The following is a 16397-nucleotide window of genomic DNA, read 5'->3' as shown; positions in this document are numbered from 1 at the left end:
TTTTTATATGAATCGCATTTTCATCGATTATGCAACCGTTTTTATGTTATAAATAATTATCATTACTCATTGCATTCCCAGCTTTATTGAACAATAAACTTTTGCTGCGGCTAAATTTAGAACTAAATTTAGCAATTCATCCCTACTTTTCTAAAATTTGTATTTTGATTAGGAAACTAATAAAAAATGCAGAACAAAATCATATTTTCTTGAAATACACTAAATTTGATTATATAATGTTCTTTTAGATTATCCAAAGGAGGAAATTATGGAAAACAAAATCGAACTTAAAGGTTTTCTAATGAAAATCTTAAATGGTACAGCAATGGGTATCGTTGTTGGACTTATCCCAAATGCTATTTTAGGAGAAATTTTTAAGGCTTTAGCTCCATCTCATCCAATTTTTAAGATGATACATACAATTTTATTAATTTCTCAAGCAGCTACACCTACATTGGTTGGTGTATTTATAGCATTTCAATTTAAAATGAATCCAATCGAAACAGCATTATTAGGTATGTCTGCAATGATTGGTTCAAGTATTATAAATGTTAAAGAAGGTGCATTAGTAGCAGTGGGTATTGGTGATCTTATCAATACAATGGTTACAGCTTCAATAGCAGTTTATGTAATGAGCTTAATCAGAGGTAAATTAGGAAGTTTAACAATGATTATCGCTCCATTAATTGTAGTTTTAGTAGCAGGTACAATAGGAACTCTATTATTACCTTATGTAAAACAAATAACAACAGGTATTGGTGCAATTATCAAAAACTTTACTGAATTGCAACCATTATTAATGAGTATTTTACTTTCCATATCATTTGCAATAATTATCGTTTCACCAATTTCAACAGTTGCTATTGCTTACGCTGTTGGTTTACAAGGATTAGCTTCCGGTGCTGCAAACATGGGTATCGCATCTGCTGCAATGACATTAATCGTTGGTGCAATGTATGTAAATAAAATTGGTATACCATTCTCAGTATTTTTAGGCTCAATGAAAATGTACATGCCTAACTGGTTGAAACACCCTATCATGAATATTCCACTAATCTTAAATGCTATTGTTGCCGGTATCGTAACATATGTATTTAACATTCAAGGAACAACAGCTTCTGCTGGTTTTGGTTTTTCAGGACTTGTAGGACCAATCAACGCATATTCACTAATGCAAGCTGGATCAGCAGCAGTTAACGCATTAATAATTTTTGTATCTTATTTTGTAATTACATTTGTTTCAGCATATGTAATAGAAATCATTTGTACAAAGGTATTAAAATTATACAGCAGAGACATATTCATTTACGAAGCAAATAAATAGGAGGAATGTATGAATTTAGTATTTTTTAACTTAAAAGATGTAGAAAAAAAAGCAGTTGAAGAATGGAAAGCTCAAAATCCAGAAATTAATTTGGAAGTTACTGAAAAAGACTTATCTTTAGAAACAAAAGACATGCTAATCGGAAAAGATGCAATTTTAATTTCTCAAATTAAAGCAATTGATGATGAAGTTTACAAATTTGCTAAAGAACAAGGTGTTAAAGTTCTTTCAACTAGATCTGCTGGTTTTGATATGTACAACAAAGCATTGTTGAAAGAATTAGGAATCAAATTAACAAACGTTCCTTCTTATTCTCCAAATGCAATCGCAGAACACACTGTTTGTGCCGCTTTACAAATTTCAAGAAATACAGCAAAAATCAGAAGAAATGTTGAAAAATTCAATTTTACATGGGATTCAGATTTAATTTGTAGAGAAATAAGAACATTAACAGTTGGTATAATCGGTACAGGAAGAATCGGTACTCAAGCTGCTAGATTATTCAAAGGTTTAGGTGCAAAAGTTATCGGTTATGACCTATATCCAAATGATGCAGCAAAAGAAGTTTTAACTTATGTTGATTCAATCGAAGAATTAGCTTCTCAATCAGACATTTTAAGCTTGCACTTACCTGGACTACCAGAATATACTCATGTAATCAATGATGAATTAATCGCAAAAATGCCGGATCGAGCAATTATCTTAAATGCAGGTAGAGGAAATCTTGTTGATACTAAAGCTGTATTAAGAGCTTTAGATAGCGGAAAGCTTTTAGGTGCTGGATTAGATGTTTATGAAAATGAATCAAAATTCATCACAAAAGATTTTTCAAAAGAAGGCGATATTGATGATGAAGTACTGAAAGAATTAATCAAGAGAGATGATGTAATATTCACACCTCACACAGCTTACTTCTCAGAAACCGCAGTTGAAAACTTAGTACAAGGTGCATTAAATTCTGCAAAGAATGTTGTAGAATCAGGAAATGATGCTTGTTTAGTTGAATATTAATATTTTTAGAAATTTAAAATTATACCATTAATTTGGTTATATGCTAAATTTTCATAATTAAATAAAAAATTATAATTCCATCCTTTTGTGTGGTCTATAAATTGAGCTAAATCAATTTATTAAAATTTGCACATAGGTTGGAATTTTTAATTAGATAAATTTTTAATCAAGCAAATATTTATTAATCAACCAATCGACATATTGATTACTTGGAGCTCTATTCGCAGTTTCAAATGTACAAATTAATTTAAATCCATTAACACTATATGCCTCGATCTTTTTTATGGCACTTTCAACATATTCAGGATTATCCATAATCCCAAAATGTTCCCAATAAATTTCCTCACATGTATACGGATCTAAAAATGTAAAATCCGGATAAATTACCCTTCCACCTAGATTCAGTGGACATTCATACTTATATGCAATATCTAAACTTTCAAATTTATCAGCTAAAATTTTTTCAGTTTTAGATCTAACCCTCTTACCTTTATATGTATAAATTTCATTACTTCTTGAATCAAATCCTTTTTCCTGATATGGTGTATTTTTCCATCTTTCCAAATATTGTCCTTTAGTTTCAAACACCGGAATAATCAAATTTTTCCTATCATCAGAATAATTATCATAAATATCATCTATCAAATATCCATCAAAGTATTTATACATTTTTTTCATCAATGGAAGAATTTTCTTAACCATATTTCTAACTTTTTTATTATATGATTTTTGGGCTAGACTTTGAGCGAGTTTGATTTCTGACTTTTTAATGTATTTTTGTTCAAATTCATTTGTAGATTTATTTTTAATTTTATGATAATAATCCTTATTACATATAATTAACGAACCTTCCAAATCTTCAAATTTATCATATTTAAGTTTGTCTCTAATTTTTTCATATTTTAATATTTCTTTTTTTAACATGTTTTTAAATTTCATATATTCCTCCTATATCTATTATCTCACAAAATTTAAATTCTAAACTGTCATTATTGTTTCAAAAATTTAATAAACCTTTATGAATATAACTTTCAAAATATCAAATAACAATTCTTTTTTTTATAAATCAAAATTTGAATGGAATTAAAATTTGATAAATTCCATATCTTTTTAGTCTTTTTTGAATTTGAATGGTGCTTAAATTAAATTTTTTCCCATTCTTTATTAATTTATTTAAAATAGAATTGATATTTTTTTTCTAAAAAATTTTTATTCATTTAAAAATAATTTAATTTTACCAATTCTTTTTTTATAAATAAAAATTTGAATGGTTTGATGTCAATTTTTACACCCATTCTTTATTTATAATTTAAAATTTGAATGGTTTTATCTTGATTTATATTCCCATTCATTATTTATAAATCAAAATTTGAATGGAATTTATCTATATTTTTAAGTAATTTCCCCCACAAAAAAAGAAGCTATTTCAGCTTCTTTTCAATATTTATATTAAACATTCAACACATCTTTATCTTTAATTACTAATTTCGTGATGATAAATCCCATGATATATGAAATCACTAATCCTATGAAGTAGTAAAGTATACCCATGTACCCTTGCATCAATGGCAATGCTACTAATCCACTTGGTCCCCATGCTGATGCTGTAACATTCATCAACATTACAAATGCTCCACCAAATCCTGCTCCAAGTCCAGCTGTAATAAATGGTTTGAACATTGGTAAAGTTACACCGTAAATTAGAGGTTCTCCAACTCCTAAGAATCCTGCTGGTAATGCACCATTTATGATTTTAACTAATTTTTGATTTCCAACTTTTTTAGCTGTTGTGTAAATTGCTATTGCAGCACCAACTTGTCCTGCACCTGCCATTGCTAATACTGGGAATAATGAAACTCCTCCCATTTGTTGTAATTGAACTGCATAAATAGGAATTAAACCATGGTGTAATCCAAGTAGTACCATTGGTAAGAATACTGCTGATAAAATAAATCCACTTAAGATTCTAACTACAGCAATATTAGAATTGATAATTACTGAAAGTGCTGCAACCAACCCATCACTTATAAATCCTGCTACTGGCATTATTGCAAATACAAATATTAAACCTGTAACTGTAATTGATACAAATGGTGTAACGATTAGATCTAAAACATCTGAAACAGCTTTTCTAATTGATTTTTCAACCTTTGATAATAACCATACGCCAAAGATTACGCCAATAATCCCACCTTTTCCTGTAAATAGGATTGATTCTAGAGGAACTTTTTCATTGAATAGTCCAAATATTTTTGAAATTTCATTGATATTTGCACCAATACTTATAGCCCCAATCATCCCACCAAGTGCAGGTGTTGCTCCAAATACTTCAGCAGATCTTATACCTGTATAAATAGCAAAATATCCTAAAAATGAACCACTGAATAGTTTCAATACTAATACAATTGTATTGACAGTTTGAGAATTTACTAAAACTCCTTGTTTTACAAATTGTTCCATCAAACTTGCAAAACCAAAGAATAATCCAGCAGCGATGATAGCTGGTATCATTGGTATAAATATATCAGCTATTAATTTCAATGTACCTTTTACAGCACTATTCTTTTGTCCAGCTTTGATATTTTTCTTGTTTTCTTCCCAATCTGTGTCTTTACTATCTCTTGATAAACCAAAATAGTTGATTGCTTCATCTGTAACTTTTTTAGCCTTTCCAGGTCCTAAAACTACTTGATAGCTGTTACCCTCTTTAACTAATCCCAAAACACCGTCAATATTTTTCAATTCTTCTTCATTAACTTTTGATGTATCCTTGATTTCGGATCTCATCCTTGTCATACAATTAAAACTCTTATTTATATTATCTTTTCCACCAAGTGATTTGACAATACTTTTTGCTAAATCTAAATTATTCATACTTTTCTCCTCTTTTTATATTTTGAATGTTACCTTTAGCATTTTCTAATATTTGTTCCGCTTCTTCTTTTCCGATATTTAGAATAATCATTACAATCGCCAATTTTACATGCCCATTAGCTTCGATTAATTTCTCAGTTGCAATTTCTTCGCCAACTCCTGTAACTGCCCTAACAATATTTACACCTCTTACCTGTAGCTTTTTATTTGATAATTTCAAATCAACCATGTAATTTTTGTAAACTTTTCCTACCATTTTCATACTTATTGTGCTAATCATGTTAAGAATTAGCTTTGTTGCTGTACCTGCCTTTAATCTGGTTGAACCAGTCAAAACTTCTGGTCCAGGGATTACCTCTATCGGAAATCGGCTTATTTTTCCTATTTCACTACCATCTGTGCATGCTATGGATCCTGTGATCGCTCCTATTTCATTTGCGTATTTTAATCCACCAATTACATACGGAGTCCTTCCACTTGCTGCAATTCCAATAACTACATCTTTTGGGCTCAAGTTGATTTTTTTCAAATCTTCTTCCCCAAATGTTGGATTGTCTTCGGCACCCTCTTTAGCTTTTACAAATGCATTCTCACCACCTGCAATTAAACCGACAACAGTTTCATAGTCAACTCCAAATGTTGGAGGACATTCTACTGCATCCAAAACACCAAGTCTTCCACTTGTGCCTGCACCCATGTAGATTATTCTCCCACCTTGCTTTAAGGCTTCTCCAGTTTTTTCAATCAACTTAGCAATTTCACTATATTGAGATTCTATGCATTTTACTGCATTTATATCTTCTGTATTCATAAGTTTTACAGATTCTTCTATACTCATCTCGCTAAAGTTGACAGAATTAGGATTTTCTTTTTCAGTTTTAATCTTACTTAAATCTATCAATGCTCCCCCTTTCTATTTTTTTAATACAAATTTCACATCATCTTTAATGTATTTCAAAAGGGCTACTTCCTCAGATTTTATTTTTCCTAAAACATTCACCCTATCATCTTGTTTTAAATTAACCATTGTTATTTGGATTTCTCCATTATATCTACCGTAAAGTTTATTATCTATCGTTATCGAACCAGCCTTTCTTTCAATCATATTAAACGGATCAATTTCAGTATTTATTTCCACTCTCGAAGATGTACTTCTCACGACATATTTTGAAAAATCTTTTCTGTTTTTATGTTCTTTCCAAAAATGTTTTTCAATCTCTTCAGTAGGAATGTTGACATTATCCAACTTCAATGCAATCCTCTTATTTTTATAGTAATCAAAAATTCTCTCAAAAGTTTCCTCTTTTGCACTCACATCTCCAATCAAAACTTCATCTACCAAATAATTTTCCATTAATTCGATGTATGCTAAAAAAGTAGGAATATTCCTGTGGTCCTCAAGTGTTGGAAGTCCTTCAAACATCGGTCCTCTTAACTTTTCATCTCCAGGTATGAATGCCTGTACCTTAAATCCTTTTTTCTTAAATAATTTATTTTTTTCTAATAAAAATTCCTCTGAAATACCAGTTTCAATTCTAGGATAAAAATTGTGACAAACCGTGATTTTATTAAGATTCAATCCTAATTTTTCAAGTGAATTGCAATATTTTTCATCAATTGTGCTTGCATTTAAGATAATTTTAAAATATTTACTGATTTCATATATTTCCTTTTCCGAAAAACCAAAATCAATTCTAAGTTTTTTGATTCCAATATTTTTATAAAACTCAATCATTTCTGAAAAAGTTAGATTAAATTTTGAAAGAGTATTTGTTGAAATATCAATCATTAAGCTCATATTTCTTTCATTTGCATATTTAGAAACTTCTTGAATTTTGTTCATAAATTCTTGACTATTTTCTTCAGTTATATGCATTGACGTGAAAATATTCTTTACTCCATATTTTCCTGATCTATCTATATATTTTTTTATTTCTTCAATATTTTCCGATAAATATATTGATATTCCTAGCATTCTACCTCCTTTTTCTATCTTTAATTACATCATATATGAAATCGAAATCATTTACAATATACAAAATATATTATGAAATAAAGTTTCAAATTTAGAAAATAAAAAAGACCAACTATGGTTGATCCTTTTATCATTCATCCTTACCTAACATCTCATTAGTTTTTATTATTCTTTTCAAAAATTCATCTTTGTACATCTCCAAATAAGTGTTGTATAAAATGTCTATAATTATCAATTGTGAAATTCTACTAGAACTTGCTGCAGCTCTCAGATTTTTCTCTATATTTGGAACATTTAAGCTATAATCTGACATACTGAATAACTTATTATTTGAATATTTTGTAATCGAAATCAATATCCCATTATTAAGTTTAATATTTCTTGCCATCTCTAAAATTTCATGAGTTTGGCCTGAATAAGAAATAACAATCGCTACTTCATTTTTAGATGTATTCATAGAATTAATCATTTGCAAATGAGTATCTTCATAAAGTACAGTTAATTTATTTATCCTTTCCAATTTTTGTTGAAAATCCTTAGCAACCAAAAAACTAGCTCCCAAACCAAATAGTCTAATAACCTTACTTTCATCTATTAATTTTACAATTTTAGAAATCTGATCATAATCTATCAAATTATAAGTGTTATTCAATGATCTAATATTCTCATTAAAAATTTCTCTAACAATAGATTCTTCATCAGAATTTTTTAAATTTGAAAGATTACTTCTCACAAGTTCATCATTAAAATTAATATCATTCAAAAGAGCAATCTTTAACTCCTTAAATCCCCTAAATCCAATTTTCTTAGATATCCTTACTATAGTTGCAGGACTACAATATCCCCTTTTCGCTAAAGTATGAATATCCATTTCAGTAGTTTCTCTAATATTATCCAAAATATATTTAATCACAGGTTTTTCAACATCTGTCGCCTGACTTGTATAATAACTCTCTAATCTATAAATTACTTTTTTCATCTTATGCATCTGATCTCGAAAATGCATTTTTCATATTGTTACTTGCAACATATAAAACATTGCTCAAAAGCGCATCTGTCTTGGTTTTCAAGTAATCTGCCATTTCTTGATTTGCTGATTCTAGCAAGTTTTGAATTTCTTCTTCCGAATTAAGATTTTGAGCCATTTTATCATATTTTATTATCATTTCATGTCCTTTAGATTGGATATCTAATTGATAATTTTCAATGTATGCAGCTGTGTCACTAAAGTTATTATCACAAAGTGCTGCAATTAATCTATTTGTCCAGTAGAAGTTATCTGTTGAAACTTTGTCCGTTCCATTTGAAAGATATGCTGGAGTTTTTGTGATGTTTGCATAAAATGGAACAACTGCATTAAATACATTTGAGCCAAGTGACATCCATTCAATTACTTGGAATGATTTTGGCATATATGGTCTAATTTGCACCAATCCCATAACATTATTTCTGTTAATTCCTATTGGTCTGTATTTTCCTTTAAGTGCTTTATCTTCTGATTTTCCATAAGGGTCATATGGTGTTTCTTGGAAATGATGTGATAACACATATTTGATGTCTTCTATAGTAATTTTTCTGTCCGCTTTTTGTGCCCATGGGATATTGTTTGAATCAGGCTTAAAGTCAGCATTTTCACCATCCCATTTAAATGACAATTTATTGAAAAATCTTTGAATTACCCATGCTCTAGGTGTATTGTAAGTATGGTCCATGTCAGAATGCGAACCAAATGCATCTCTAGGATTTAATTTTCCATCAAATGATAAATTCAAATGATTTTCAGAAATAAATTCTCTAAGGTCTTCTGAACAAATGCATTCTTCCTGATTTCCAAATGCATCGTCCAAGTCAAATGAGTCAATTCCTAGTTGATTTGGCATAACTACATAGCTGTCGTCAGGAACTTTTTTCGCAATCCAGTGATGTCCACCAATTGTTTCAAGCCACCAAATTTCATTTTCATCTTGAAATGCAATGGCATTTTTTTCATAAGTTCCATAAGTTTTTAGAAACTCGCCTAATCTCTTAACTCCTTCTCTTGCAGTATGAATGTATGGAAGCACAAGTGTTACAATGTCCTCTTCACCTATTCCGCCAAATTTTTCTTCTTGATAATAAGCATCTCCCTTTTCACCAATTTGAGGAATGTATTCAACCATAGGATCTGCACCAAGAACTCTCTCATTTGACGTAATCGTTTCTGTTGCAGTCATTGAAATATTTTTTTCATTTACACCATAAGCGCCCCAAATTCCTTCCTTTGGATTTGCATTTGGCATAGCTGTGTATCTCATCGGATTATCTGGTAATTCAATCTCAACCTTTGAAATTACCGCTGTATATTTTCTTGGTTGCTCTTCGGGAGTTACTACTATAAAATTCTTATTGTCATATGAGCCTGCGCCCGAATCTTCATTTCTTGCCACTAATGTAGACCCATCGTACGATGCATTCTTACCTACTAAAATTGTTGTACATGCCATGTTTGCCTCCTTCTATTTTTATTTTACAAACAATTTACTTTTACCTTAAATACAGCTTTTTTTTCATATTCAGGACTTGAAACTACGATTTGTGGTTTGTGTATATCATATTTCACCTATATTTATTATTCTAAAACTTATTTTGGGATATGTAAATATTTAGATAATTTGATTTACGTTGAAAATTTAAAAAATTATACATAATAAAATGCTGTAAAATAATCTCAAAAATGAACCACCTCCAAAAAGTTGATTTTAAGTCCAACTTTTTGAAGGCGGTTAAAAGTTATCTTACAGCCTTTTTATTATATTCTTTTCTTTCTAACAACCAAAATCACACCCATTGATATCACTATCATTATAGCAAATTTTGATACTCCAAAATCTCCTGTTTCTGGATTTCCATTTTGTGTAGAGTTTTGACCATTATTTGATTTTGTTATCGTACCTGCATTGATTGGTTTTTCTTCAACTTTTTTCCAAATTGCAGTAAATTTATGTGGTCCTTCAACTAAATATTTTGCTCCTGCTTCATATTTAGATCCTTTCCAATAATCGAATACAAAACCTTCTTTTGTTGGTGCTTCTGGAAGATTTATTGTATCGCCAACTTTAGCTTTAACAATTATTCCACCAGTCCTTCCGTTGTAATTGCCACCTGATAAATCAAAAGTTAAGACAGCTGTTTTTTGTTTGTTCGGTGTTTTACCTGCTTCTCCATTTTCATTTGGATCAGGTCTTTCTCCTATTTCCCCATCTCTATTTGGAGTAGGTATTTCTCCTAGTTGTTCATCGTCTGGAGTTGGATTATTTTCTTTCTTAATTGCATTATCTTCAATTAGATAAGCTGGTAAATTGTAGTATGTTATTTCATCCTTATCTTTTACCCAAGCATCTAATTCTGCAATTGATCCATTTTCAGCAATTAAAATTCTGTCATTTTTCGTTCCTACTTTATTATCATCCATAGGTTTATCACCTTTATAGATGATAAATCCAGCTCTTGTTACTAAATCAGAAGTTTTGTAAGTTGCTGTCGAATACTTATTTTCATCAACTCCATCAAATTCTAAAGTAATTCCTTGATCATTGTTTGTAAAGAAATGTACTTTGTACCCTTCTTCCTTAGCTTTTGGATTGTCAAAGTGAATTGTAAATGTTTTTTCCTTAGTAGGAATTTTTTGTAGTACAATTGTTGACAATGGACTCAATTTGATAGAATCCTTAATGTCTATTTCTCTCAATCCTTCAGCTTTAGCTTGATTATTCATCACAAGCACTCTATATCTTCCTGTTTCAACCTCAAATGGAACAACTTTATCTGAAACATTGTGTCCAATGTATAAATCAGAATCTCCACGTTCTAGCTTATATCCCACTTCACCGTATTTTTGATGTTTTATTTCAAAGAATTTATTTATTTCATTAAAATCTTTTTTATTAAAGATTTCATTATTCTTTCTGATTTTTACTAGTTCTCTAAAGTAATCAGTCATATTTGAAAAATCTTTTACCCTATTCCAGTCAAATTGATTTACTTCATCTGGTGAATTGTAGGAATTGTGGTTTCCGCCTTTTGTACGTCCAAATTCTTGCCCAGCATGTACAAATGGTGTACCAAATGAGAACATTGTAATAGCATTTGCAAGATTTTGTCTCTTAACTCTTGTTTCAACATTATCATCAGATCTGGATTTTTGCAATTTATCCCATAAAGTCAAATTATCATGAGCTGCTACATACTGAACAACTTGTCTTGCAGATTGATATGGCTTATCTAGACCTTGTCCGCCTTTAATATTTTTAATTATAGCTTCTTCTTTATCTGGAGCGCCTGAAATGAATCCTGTAGAAGCATCATCACTTCCACCTTTCAATGCATTTCTCATATCATCACTAAAGAACGCAATATTAGGCATTTTATCTGCATTTATTTGACTTGCCCTTTGTTCTTTAGGTATACCCATATCCATATTCCAACCTTCACCAAGGATGAATATATTTGGATTAATTTCTTTGACTGCATTATACACAGCGTTCATTGTTTCATAATCATGTGTTCCCATAAGGTCAAATCTCAATCCATCTAGTTTGAATGTTTTAACCCAGTGTTTTGTAGAATCAACCATGAATTTACGCATCATCTTTCTTTCAGAAGCAGTTTCATTACCTACTCCTGTCCCTGAATGGAATGTACCATCTTCTTTCATTCTGAAATAGTATCCCGGAACTATCTTATTAAATGATTGTTCTTGTGTGTCAAATACGTGATTGTAAACAACGTCCATTATTACACCAAGTCCATTTTCATGAAGTGTATCTACAGTTTTTTGTAATTCTTCAATTCTGTTAAATGGATCTTTTGGATCTGTTGAATATGATCCTTCAACGGCATTATAGTTTTGTGGATCATATCCCCAGTTGTATTTAGCTTTAATGTTATTTTCATCAACTGAACGGCTACTAAAATCATAAATTGGCAACAATTGAATATGTGTTACTCCTAATGATTTCAAGTAATCTAATCCTGTTATTTGTCCATTATCTGCTTTAGTTCCTTTTTCAGTTAATGCTAGAAATTTTCCTTTGTTTGTCATTCCTGAATTTTCTGCAATGGAGAAGTCTCTTACATGTAATTCGTAAATAATTGGATTTTTCATGTTTGCTTCATTTACAGGTCTTGAAACTTCACTTGGTGTAGGATTTACAACTACGCCCCTTTCACCATTTACAGTTACAGATTTTGCATACGGGTCAACAACTTCAACACCTTCAGAATCTGATAGATAAACTTTGTACATATATTCCAATCCAAGTTGATTTCCTTCAAGTTTATGACTATATACACCTTTTTCATTTCTTGTCATATCATATACTTTAGAAGCTCCATCTTTATGATATGTTACAAGCTCAACTTTCTTAGCAGTTGGTGCCCATACCTTAAATTCTGTTAAACCTTCTGAATATATTGCACCTAACTCTTCATCAGTAGCATATTTTTCATCAAATTGTTTTTCTGAAACAATTCTTCCGATTGTTGCTTTTGCAGTTAATTCTTCTTCTTTAACTTGGTCAATATCTTTAACTTTCAATACAATTGAAACATCTTTTCCTTTTGAAATAATTTCATCTAAATTGATATCTTCTTTCAAAATAATTTTTATTTTTCTAGTATTATCGCCTTTTTGATCAACAGATTCAATTTTTTCAACTTTAGATTTAATATCTTCATTGCCAAATTTTAATTCGTAATCTTGTTTAACATCCTCAAAGTTTACATATTTGTTTAATCTTAGATTTATCTCTCTGTATCTATCAATTGTAAATGATTGAATTACAGGACTTTCTTCTGCAATATTTTTCGGTTCTTCTAAATATGTTTGAGGATCTTCATCTCTTATCCAAACATGTGTAGTTTCCTTGTCTATTTTCACATATCTATTTGCATCTACATTTTTTCTATCCCATGTATTTGGGGATTTCACAATGTATCCAATTTGATCTGTTTGAGTTCCCAAGTCAATGGTTACTGTTTGTCCAAAATTATCTGTACCATCAAATGAATATTCCTTACCATTTGCACCATTAGCCCAAACCCATAAGCTCCATTTTTCCTTATTATAGTTATCAAAATGGAATACTACTTTTGTTGTTTCAGCTTTAGGTGTAATATTTTGATCTAGTAAGAATATTGCTGTACCACCATCTTTATTTGCAGGAATAGTAACTGTTACTTTTCCATTATTTACAGCATATTCTTTTTCAGAATACAAATCTTTTATTGAACTAACTCCTTCAAGAGTTAAATTAACTTTTTGTTCTTGATCTGTAATGTTTAATCCAACTATAGCTGTCTTATTATCATATTTTCTTGTAAATACAGAATATTTATCATTAGAAATTACATTCTTTCTATCACCTCTTGCAAATACTGCAGAGTGATCCTTTCTAATATTTGTTATTTTCTTATAATGTTCTAATAATGGATTATTGTTGATTTTATCCCAATCAAATGATTTTCTATTTTCACCATATTCTCCATTATCCATATTTTTTGCATTTTTACCAGAAAGACCTATTTCTTCACCATAATAAATAACCGGTTGCCCTTTTGCTGTCATTTGAAGTGATGCAGCAACTTTCAATAAATCTACATTTCCATTTACCTTAGTTGCAAGGAAACCATCTTCGTCATGAGATGATAAGAATTGTCCTAATGTTTTGACAGTTGATAGAGAATTATTTCTATCTTCTAATCTTCTTTCAGCATCTAATAATTTTCCATGTACAAAATTATCAGCTATATGTTTGAATTCAAAATCTAGGATTGAGTCCATTTGACCTTTTCCTAAATATCCACCGTCAAAATCAAATTTACCATCGTAAAATTCACCTATCATCTTAAATCCAGGTTTTACTTTTACTACAGAATTTTTTAATTCCTTCCATGTTTCGTGTTCAACATGTTTTACAGTATCAATTCTGAAATAGTCAATCTCATAATTTTTAATCCAATTTGTTTGCCATTCAACAAGTTTTTTACTTACATCAGGATCTTCTGTCTTGAAATCTGGTAAACCTGATAATTTTGTTGTAATATCTCCCTCAGTCTCAGTTTCTCTAAACATTCCTTTAAAATCAGTATTTTTTTCCGCACCATATCCTGCATGATTCAATACAATATCCACCATAACTTTGATTCCATTTTTGTGTAATGTATCAATCATTTCTTTAAATTCAGCTTCTGTCCCTAATGTTGGATCCAATTTTGTAAAATCATATGCCCAATATCCATGATATCCGTACTGTTTATCATTTTTATCTTTTCTTAAATTATCATTAATATTATCAACTATTGGCGTAATCCAAACTGTTGATACTCCTAAATTCTTTAGGTATTCTACCTTTTCTGTAATTCCCTTAAAATCTCCACCATGATATGCTTCTAGGTGATTTAAATCATAGCTTTCTTCACCATTAAGCTTACTATTTGATTTGTTTCCATCAAAAAATCTATCTGTTACCATGAAATAGATGATTTCTTCATCCCACGCTGTCTTGTTATCAGAAGGTAAAATATTTAATTTAACTGTTTCTTTATAGATATTCCCTTCTTTATCAACAGCATAAACATCCAAATCTTTCACACCGATTGCATTAAGTGGAATTTCTATAGATTGTTCTTGTAAGTTTTTGCTAATGTCTATTTTCCCTATTTCTAATCCTTTAGGAATAACATACAATTGAGTTATCTCTACATTATCATCTTTTTTAATATTTAATTTTAATAAAGCACTATCTCCAGCTTTTACATCATTTTGATGCAAACTTGCATTTAACTTTACTTTTGAATCCGCTCCAACATTGAAATTTGGTTTTTGATAATATACTTTATTATTTCCTTGTAAAATCCAAACTTCTACTTCTTTTTTATCTGTAGGAATATTTATAACTCTATCTGATTCTTGATCTTTCCAATCTTCTCCTAAGAATGGTTTTGTTATAAGCTTTAATTCAGAAACTGGTAGATTTTCTATATCTACAGTTTTATATCCTTCAGCGTCAGGTTCTCCAAAATAATATCTCTTTCCTTCTAAATTATTTCCCCAAACATGAATTTCATTCCAAGGATTTTTTTCTTCATCTTCTTTTTTGAAATGAATTGTATATTTGTATCCTTGTTTTTCTCGAGGTGTAGTATCTTCTATTGGTGGTTGGGGTTTGTCAGGAGTTGTATTTCCCGGTTCTGATGGTGTTGTTTCCCCTGATTGATTTTCCGTATTTTCCTGTTCTATTTTTGCCATTTCATCAAATACAGATTGTGGAATTTTGGCATTACCTGAAGTTTGAGGCCTCCATTGAGCAATATCTGGCAAAAAGATTTTAAATCCACCATCCTTCAAACTTTTAACCTCTTCAAATGATAATGATATTGTATATTCATTTTTTGATTTATTTACTAATAAATCTTTGCCATTATCCCAATCCCCATTAACACCTCTTATTTTTGCTTGATTTTGAAATCCATCTTTCCAATGTTCAAAATCAAATACAAAATCTACAGTTTTATTTGAATTTACTTTAGCCTTAGCCCCAAAATCTTCTTTTTCTCCAGATTTTGTAAACCCAAAATCAATATATTGTTCTTGTGCTTCAACGGTTTTAGTCATAAAACCTTGAACGTTCACTCCAGAAAGTGAAATCATAAAAGCTAACAATATGGCTATTGTTTTTCTAAAAATAGTCTTTGTTTCCGTTTTCATAGTTTCCTCCATTTTATTTCTTGTATATATTATATGTTATATTTTAATTTTGTCAAAACTTTTCATGAAAACGGTTATTATGTGTAAATTAATACTATTCGATAGATTACAAATTTAATTTACTTTTTATGTTTTTTATATTGTTAACAAAATGTAACAAAAGAAAATACAGCTATTCTTTTTCATAATTGTTAAATTTATTATATACGCCATTCATGTAAATTAATAAAAAGTGTGCTTTACAGGTAAAATTTTCCTTCCTTATCATGTATATATAAACTATTACTCATTTACAGGTAAAAACTCCTTCATTTTACATGACTTTTTATACCAAAAGCTAATTTGACTAAATAATCAAAAAAGGGAATGTTGCAAAATAATTAAAAATATTATTTTGTAATAGTTTTTTACATTGGAATTTTAGATATACCATTCAATTTAATAATAATAAAAAAAGAATGGATTAG

The 16397-nt window shown here is 29.7% G+C and carries 9 protein-coding genes; 2 read left to right on the top strand and 7 right to left on the bottom strand.

The features are described from left to right. Positions 1–268: 268 nt before the first annotated feature. Positions 269–1324 carry a PTS transporter subunit IIC gene (locus tag ABGF48_RS02505; RefSeq protein ID WP_408104782.1) on the top strand — a complete coding sequence of 352 codons (1056 nt, stop codon included), beginning with the start codon at positions 269–271 and terminating at the stop codon, positions 1322–1324. A 9-nt stretch (positions 1325–1333) separates the two neighbouring features. Then, positions 1334–2335: a D-2-hydroxyacid dehydrogenase gene (locus ABGF48_RS02500; protein ID WP_408104781.1), complete on the top strand. Its 1002-nt coding sequence runs from the start codon at positions 1334–1336 to the stop codon at positions 2333–2335. A gap of 162 nt (positions 2336–2497) precedes the next feature. Here ABGF48_RS02500 and ABGF48_RS02495 read toward each other — a convergent pair whose 3' ends face one another. The 7 genes from ABGF48_RS02495 to pulA all read right to left on the bottom strand — a co-directional run bounded on the left by ABGF48_RS02495 (position 2498) and on the right by pulA (position 15930). Then, on the bottom strand, positions 2498–3274 hold the full coding sequence (locus ABGF48_RS02495) for a hypothetical protein (protein WP_408104780.1): 777 nt from the start codon (positions 3272–3274) through the stop codon (positions 2498–2500). Between the two features lie 510 nt (positions 3275–3784). Beyond that, positions 3785–5209 carry a PTS transporter subunit EIIC gene (locus ABGF48_RS02490; protein WP_408104779.1) on the bottom strand — a complete coding sequence of 475 codons (1425 nt, stop codon included), beginning with the start codon at positions 5207–5209 and terminating at the stop codon, positions 3785–3787. Further along, a complete protein-coding gene (gene murQ, locus ABGF48_RS02485; protein ID WP_408104778.1) occupies positions 5202–6110 on the bottom strand; it encodes an N-acetylmuramic acid 6-phosphate etherase in 909 nt (302 codons plus the stop codon). Before murQ ends, ABGF48_RS02490 begins: the two co-directional genes overlap by 8 nt. Positions 6111–6122: 12 nt before the next feature. After that, complete coding sequence (locus ABGF48_RS02480; RefSeq protein WP_408104777.1) at positions 6123–7184, bottom strand: DUF871 domain-containing protein; 1062 nt, start codon at positions 7182–7184, stop codon at positions 6123–6125. Positions 7185–7314: 130 nt separating this feature from the next. Beyond that, complete coding sequence (locus tag ABGF48_RS02475; protein WP_408104776.1) at positions 7315–8172, bottom strand: MurR/RpiR family transcriptional regulator; 858 nt, start codon at positions 8170–8172, stop codon at positions 7315–7317. Beyond that, positions 8165–9667, bottom strand: a complete 1503-nt coding sequence (locus ABGF48_RS02470) for a C69 family dipeptidase (RefSeq protein ID WP_408104775.1) — start codon at positions 9665–9667, stop codon at positions 8165–8167. Before ABGF48_RS02470 ends, ABGF48_RS02475 begins: the two co-directional genes overlap by 8 nt. A 305-nt stretch (positions 9668–9972) precedes the next feature. Beyond that, positions 9973–15930: a type I pullulanase gene (gene pulA, locus ABGF48_RS02465; protein WP_408104774.1), complete on the bottom strand. Its 5958-nt coding sequence runs from the start codon at positions 15928–15930 to the stop codon at positions 9973–9975. Positions 15931–16397 lie beyond the last annotated feature (467 nt).

This window comes from Helcococcus bovis (assembly GCF_046035835.1).
GTDB classification, from domain to species: Bacteria; Bacillota; Clostridia; order Tissierellales; family Peptoniphilaceae; genus Helcococcus; species Helcococcus bovis.
Note: the sequence above shows the minus strand (reverse complement) of the source record. Positions and strands in the feature narration are given on the sequence as shown.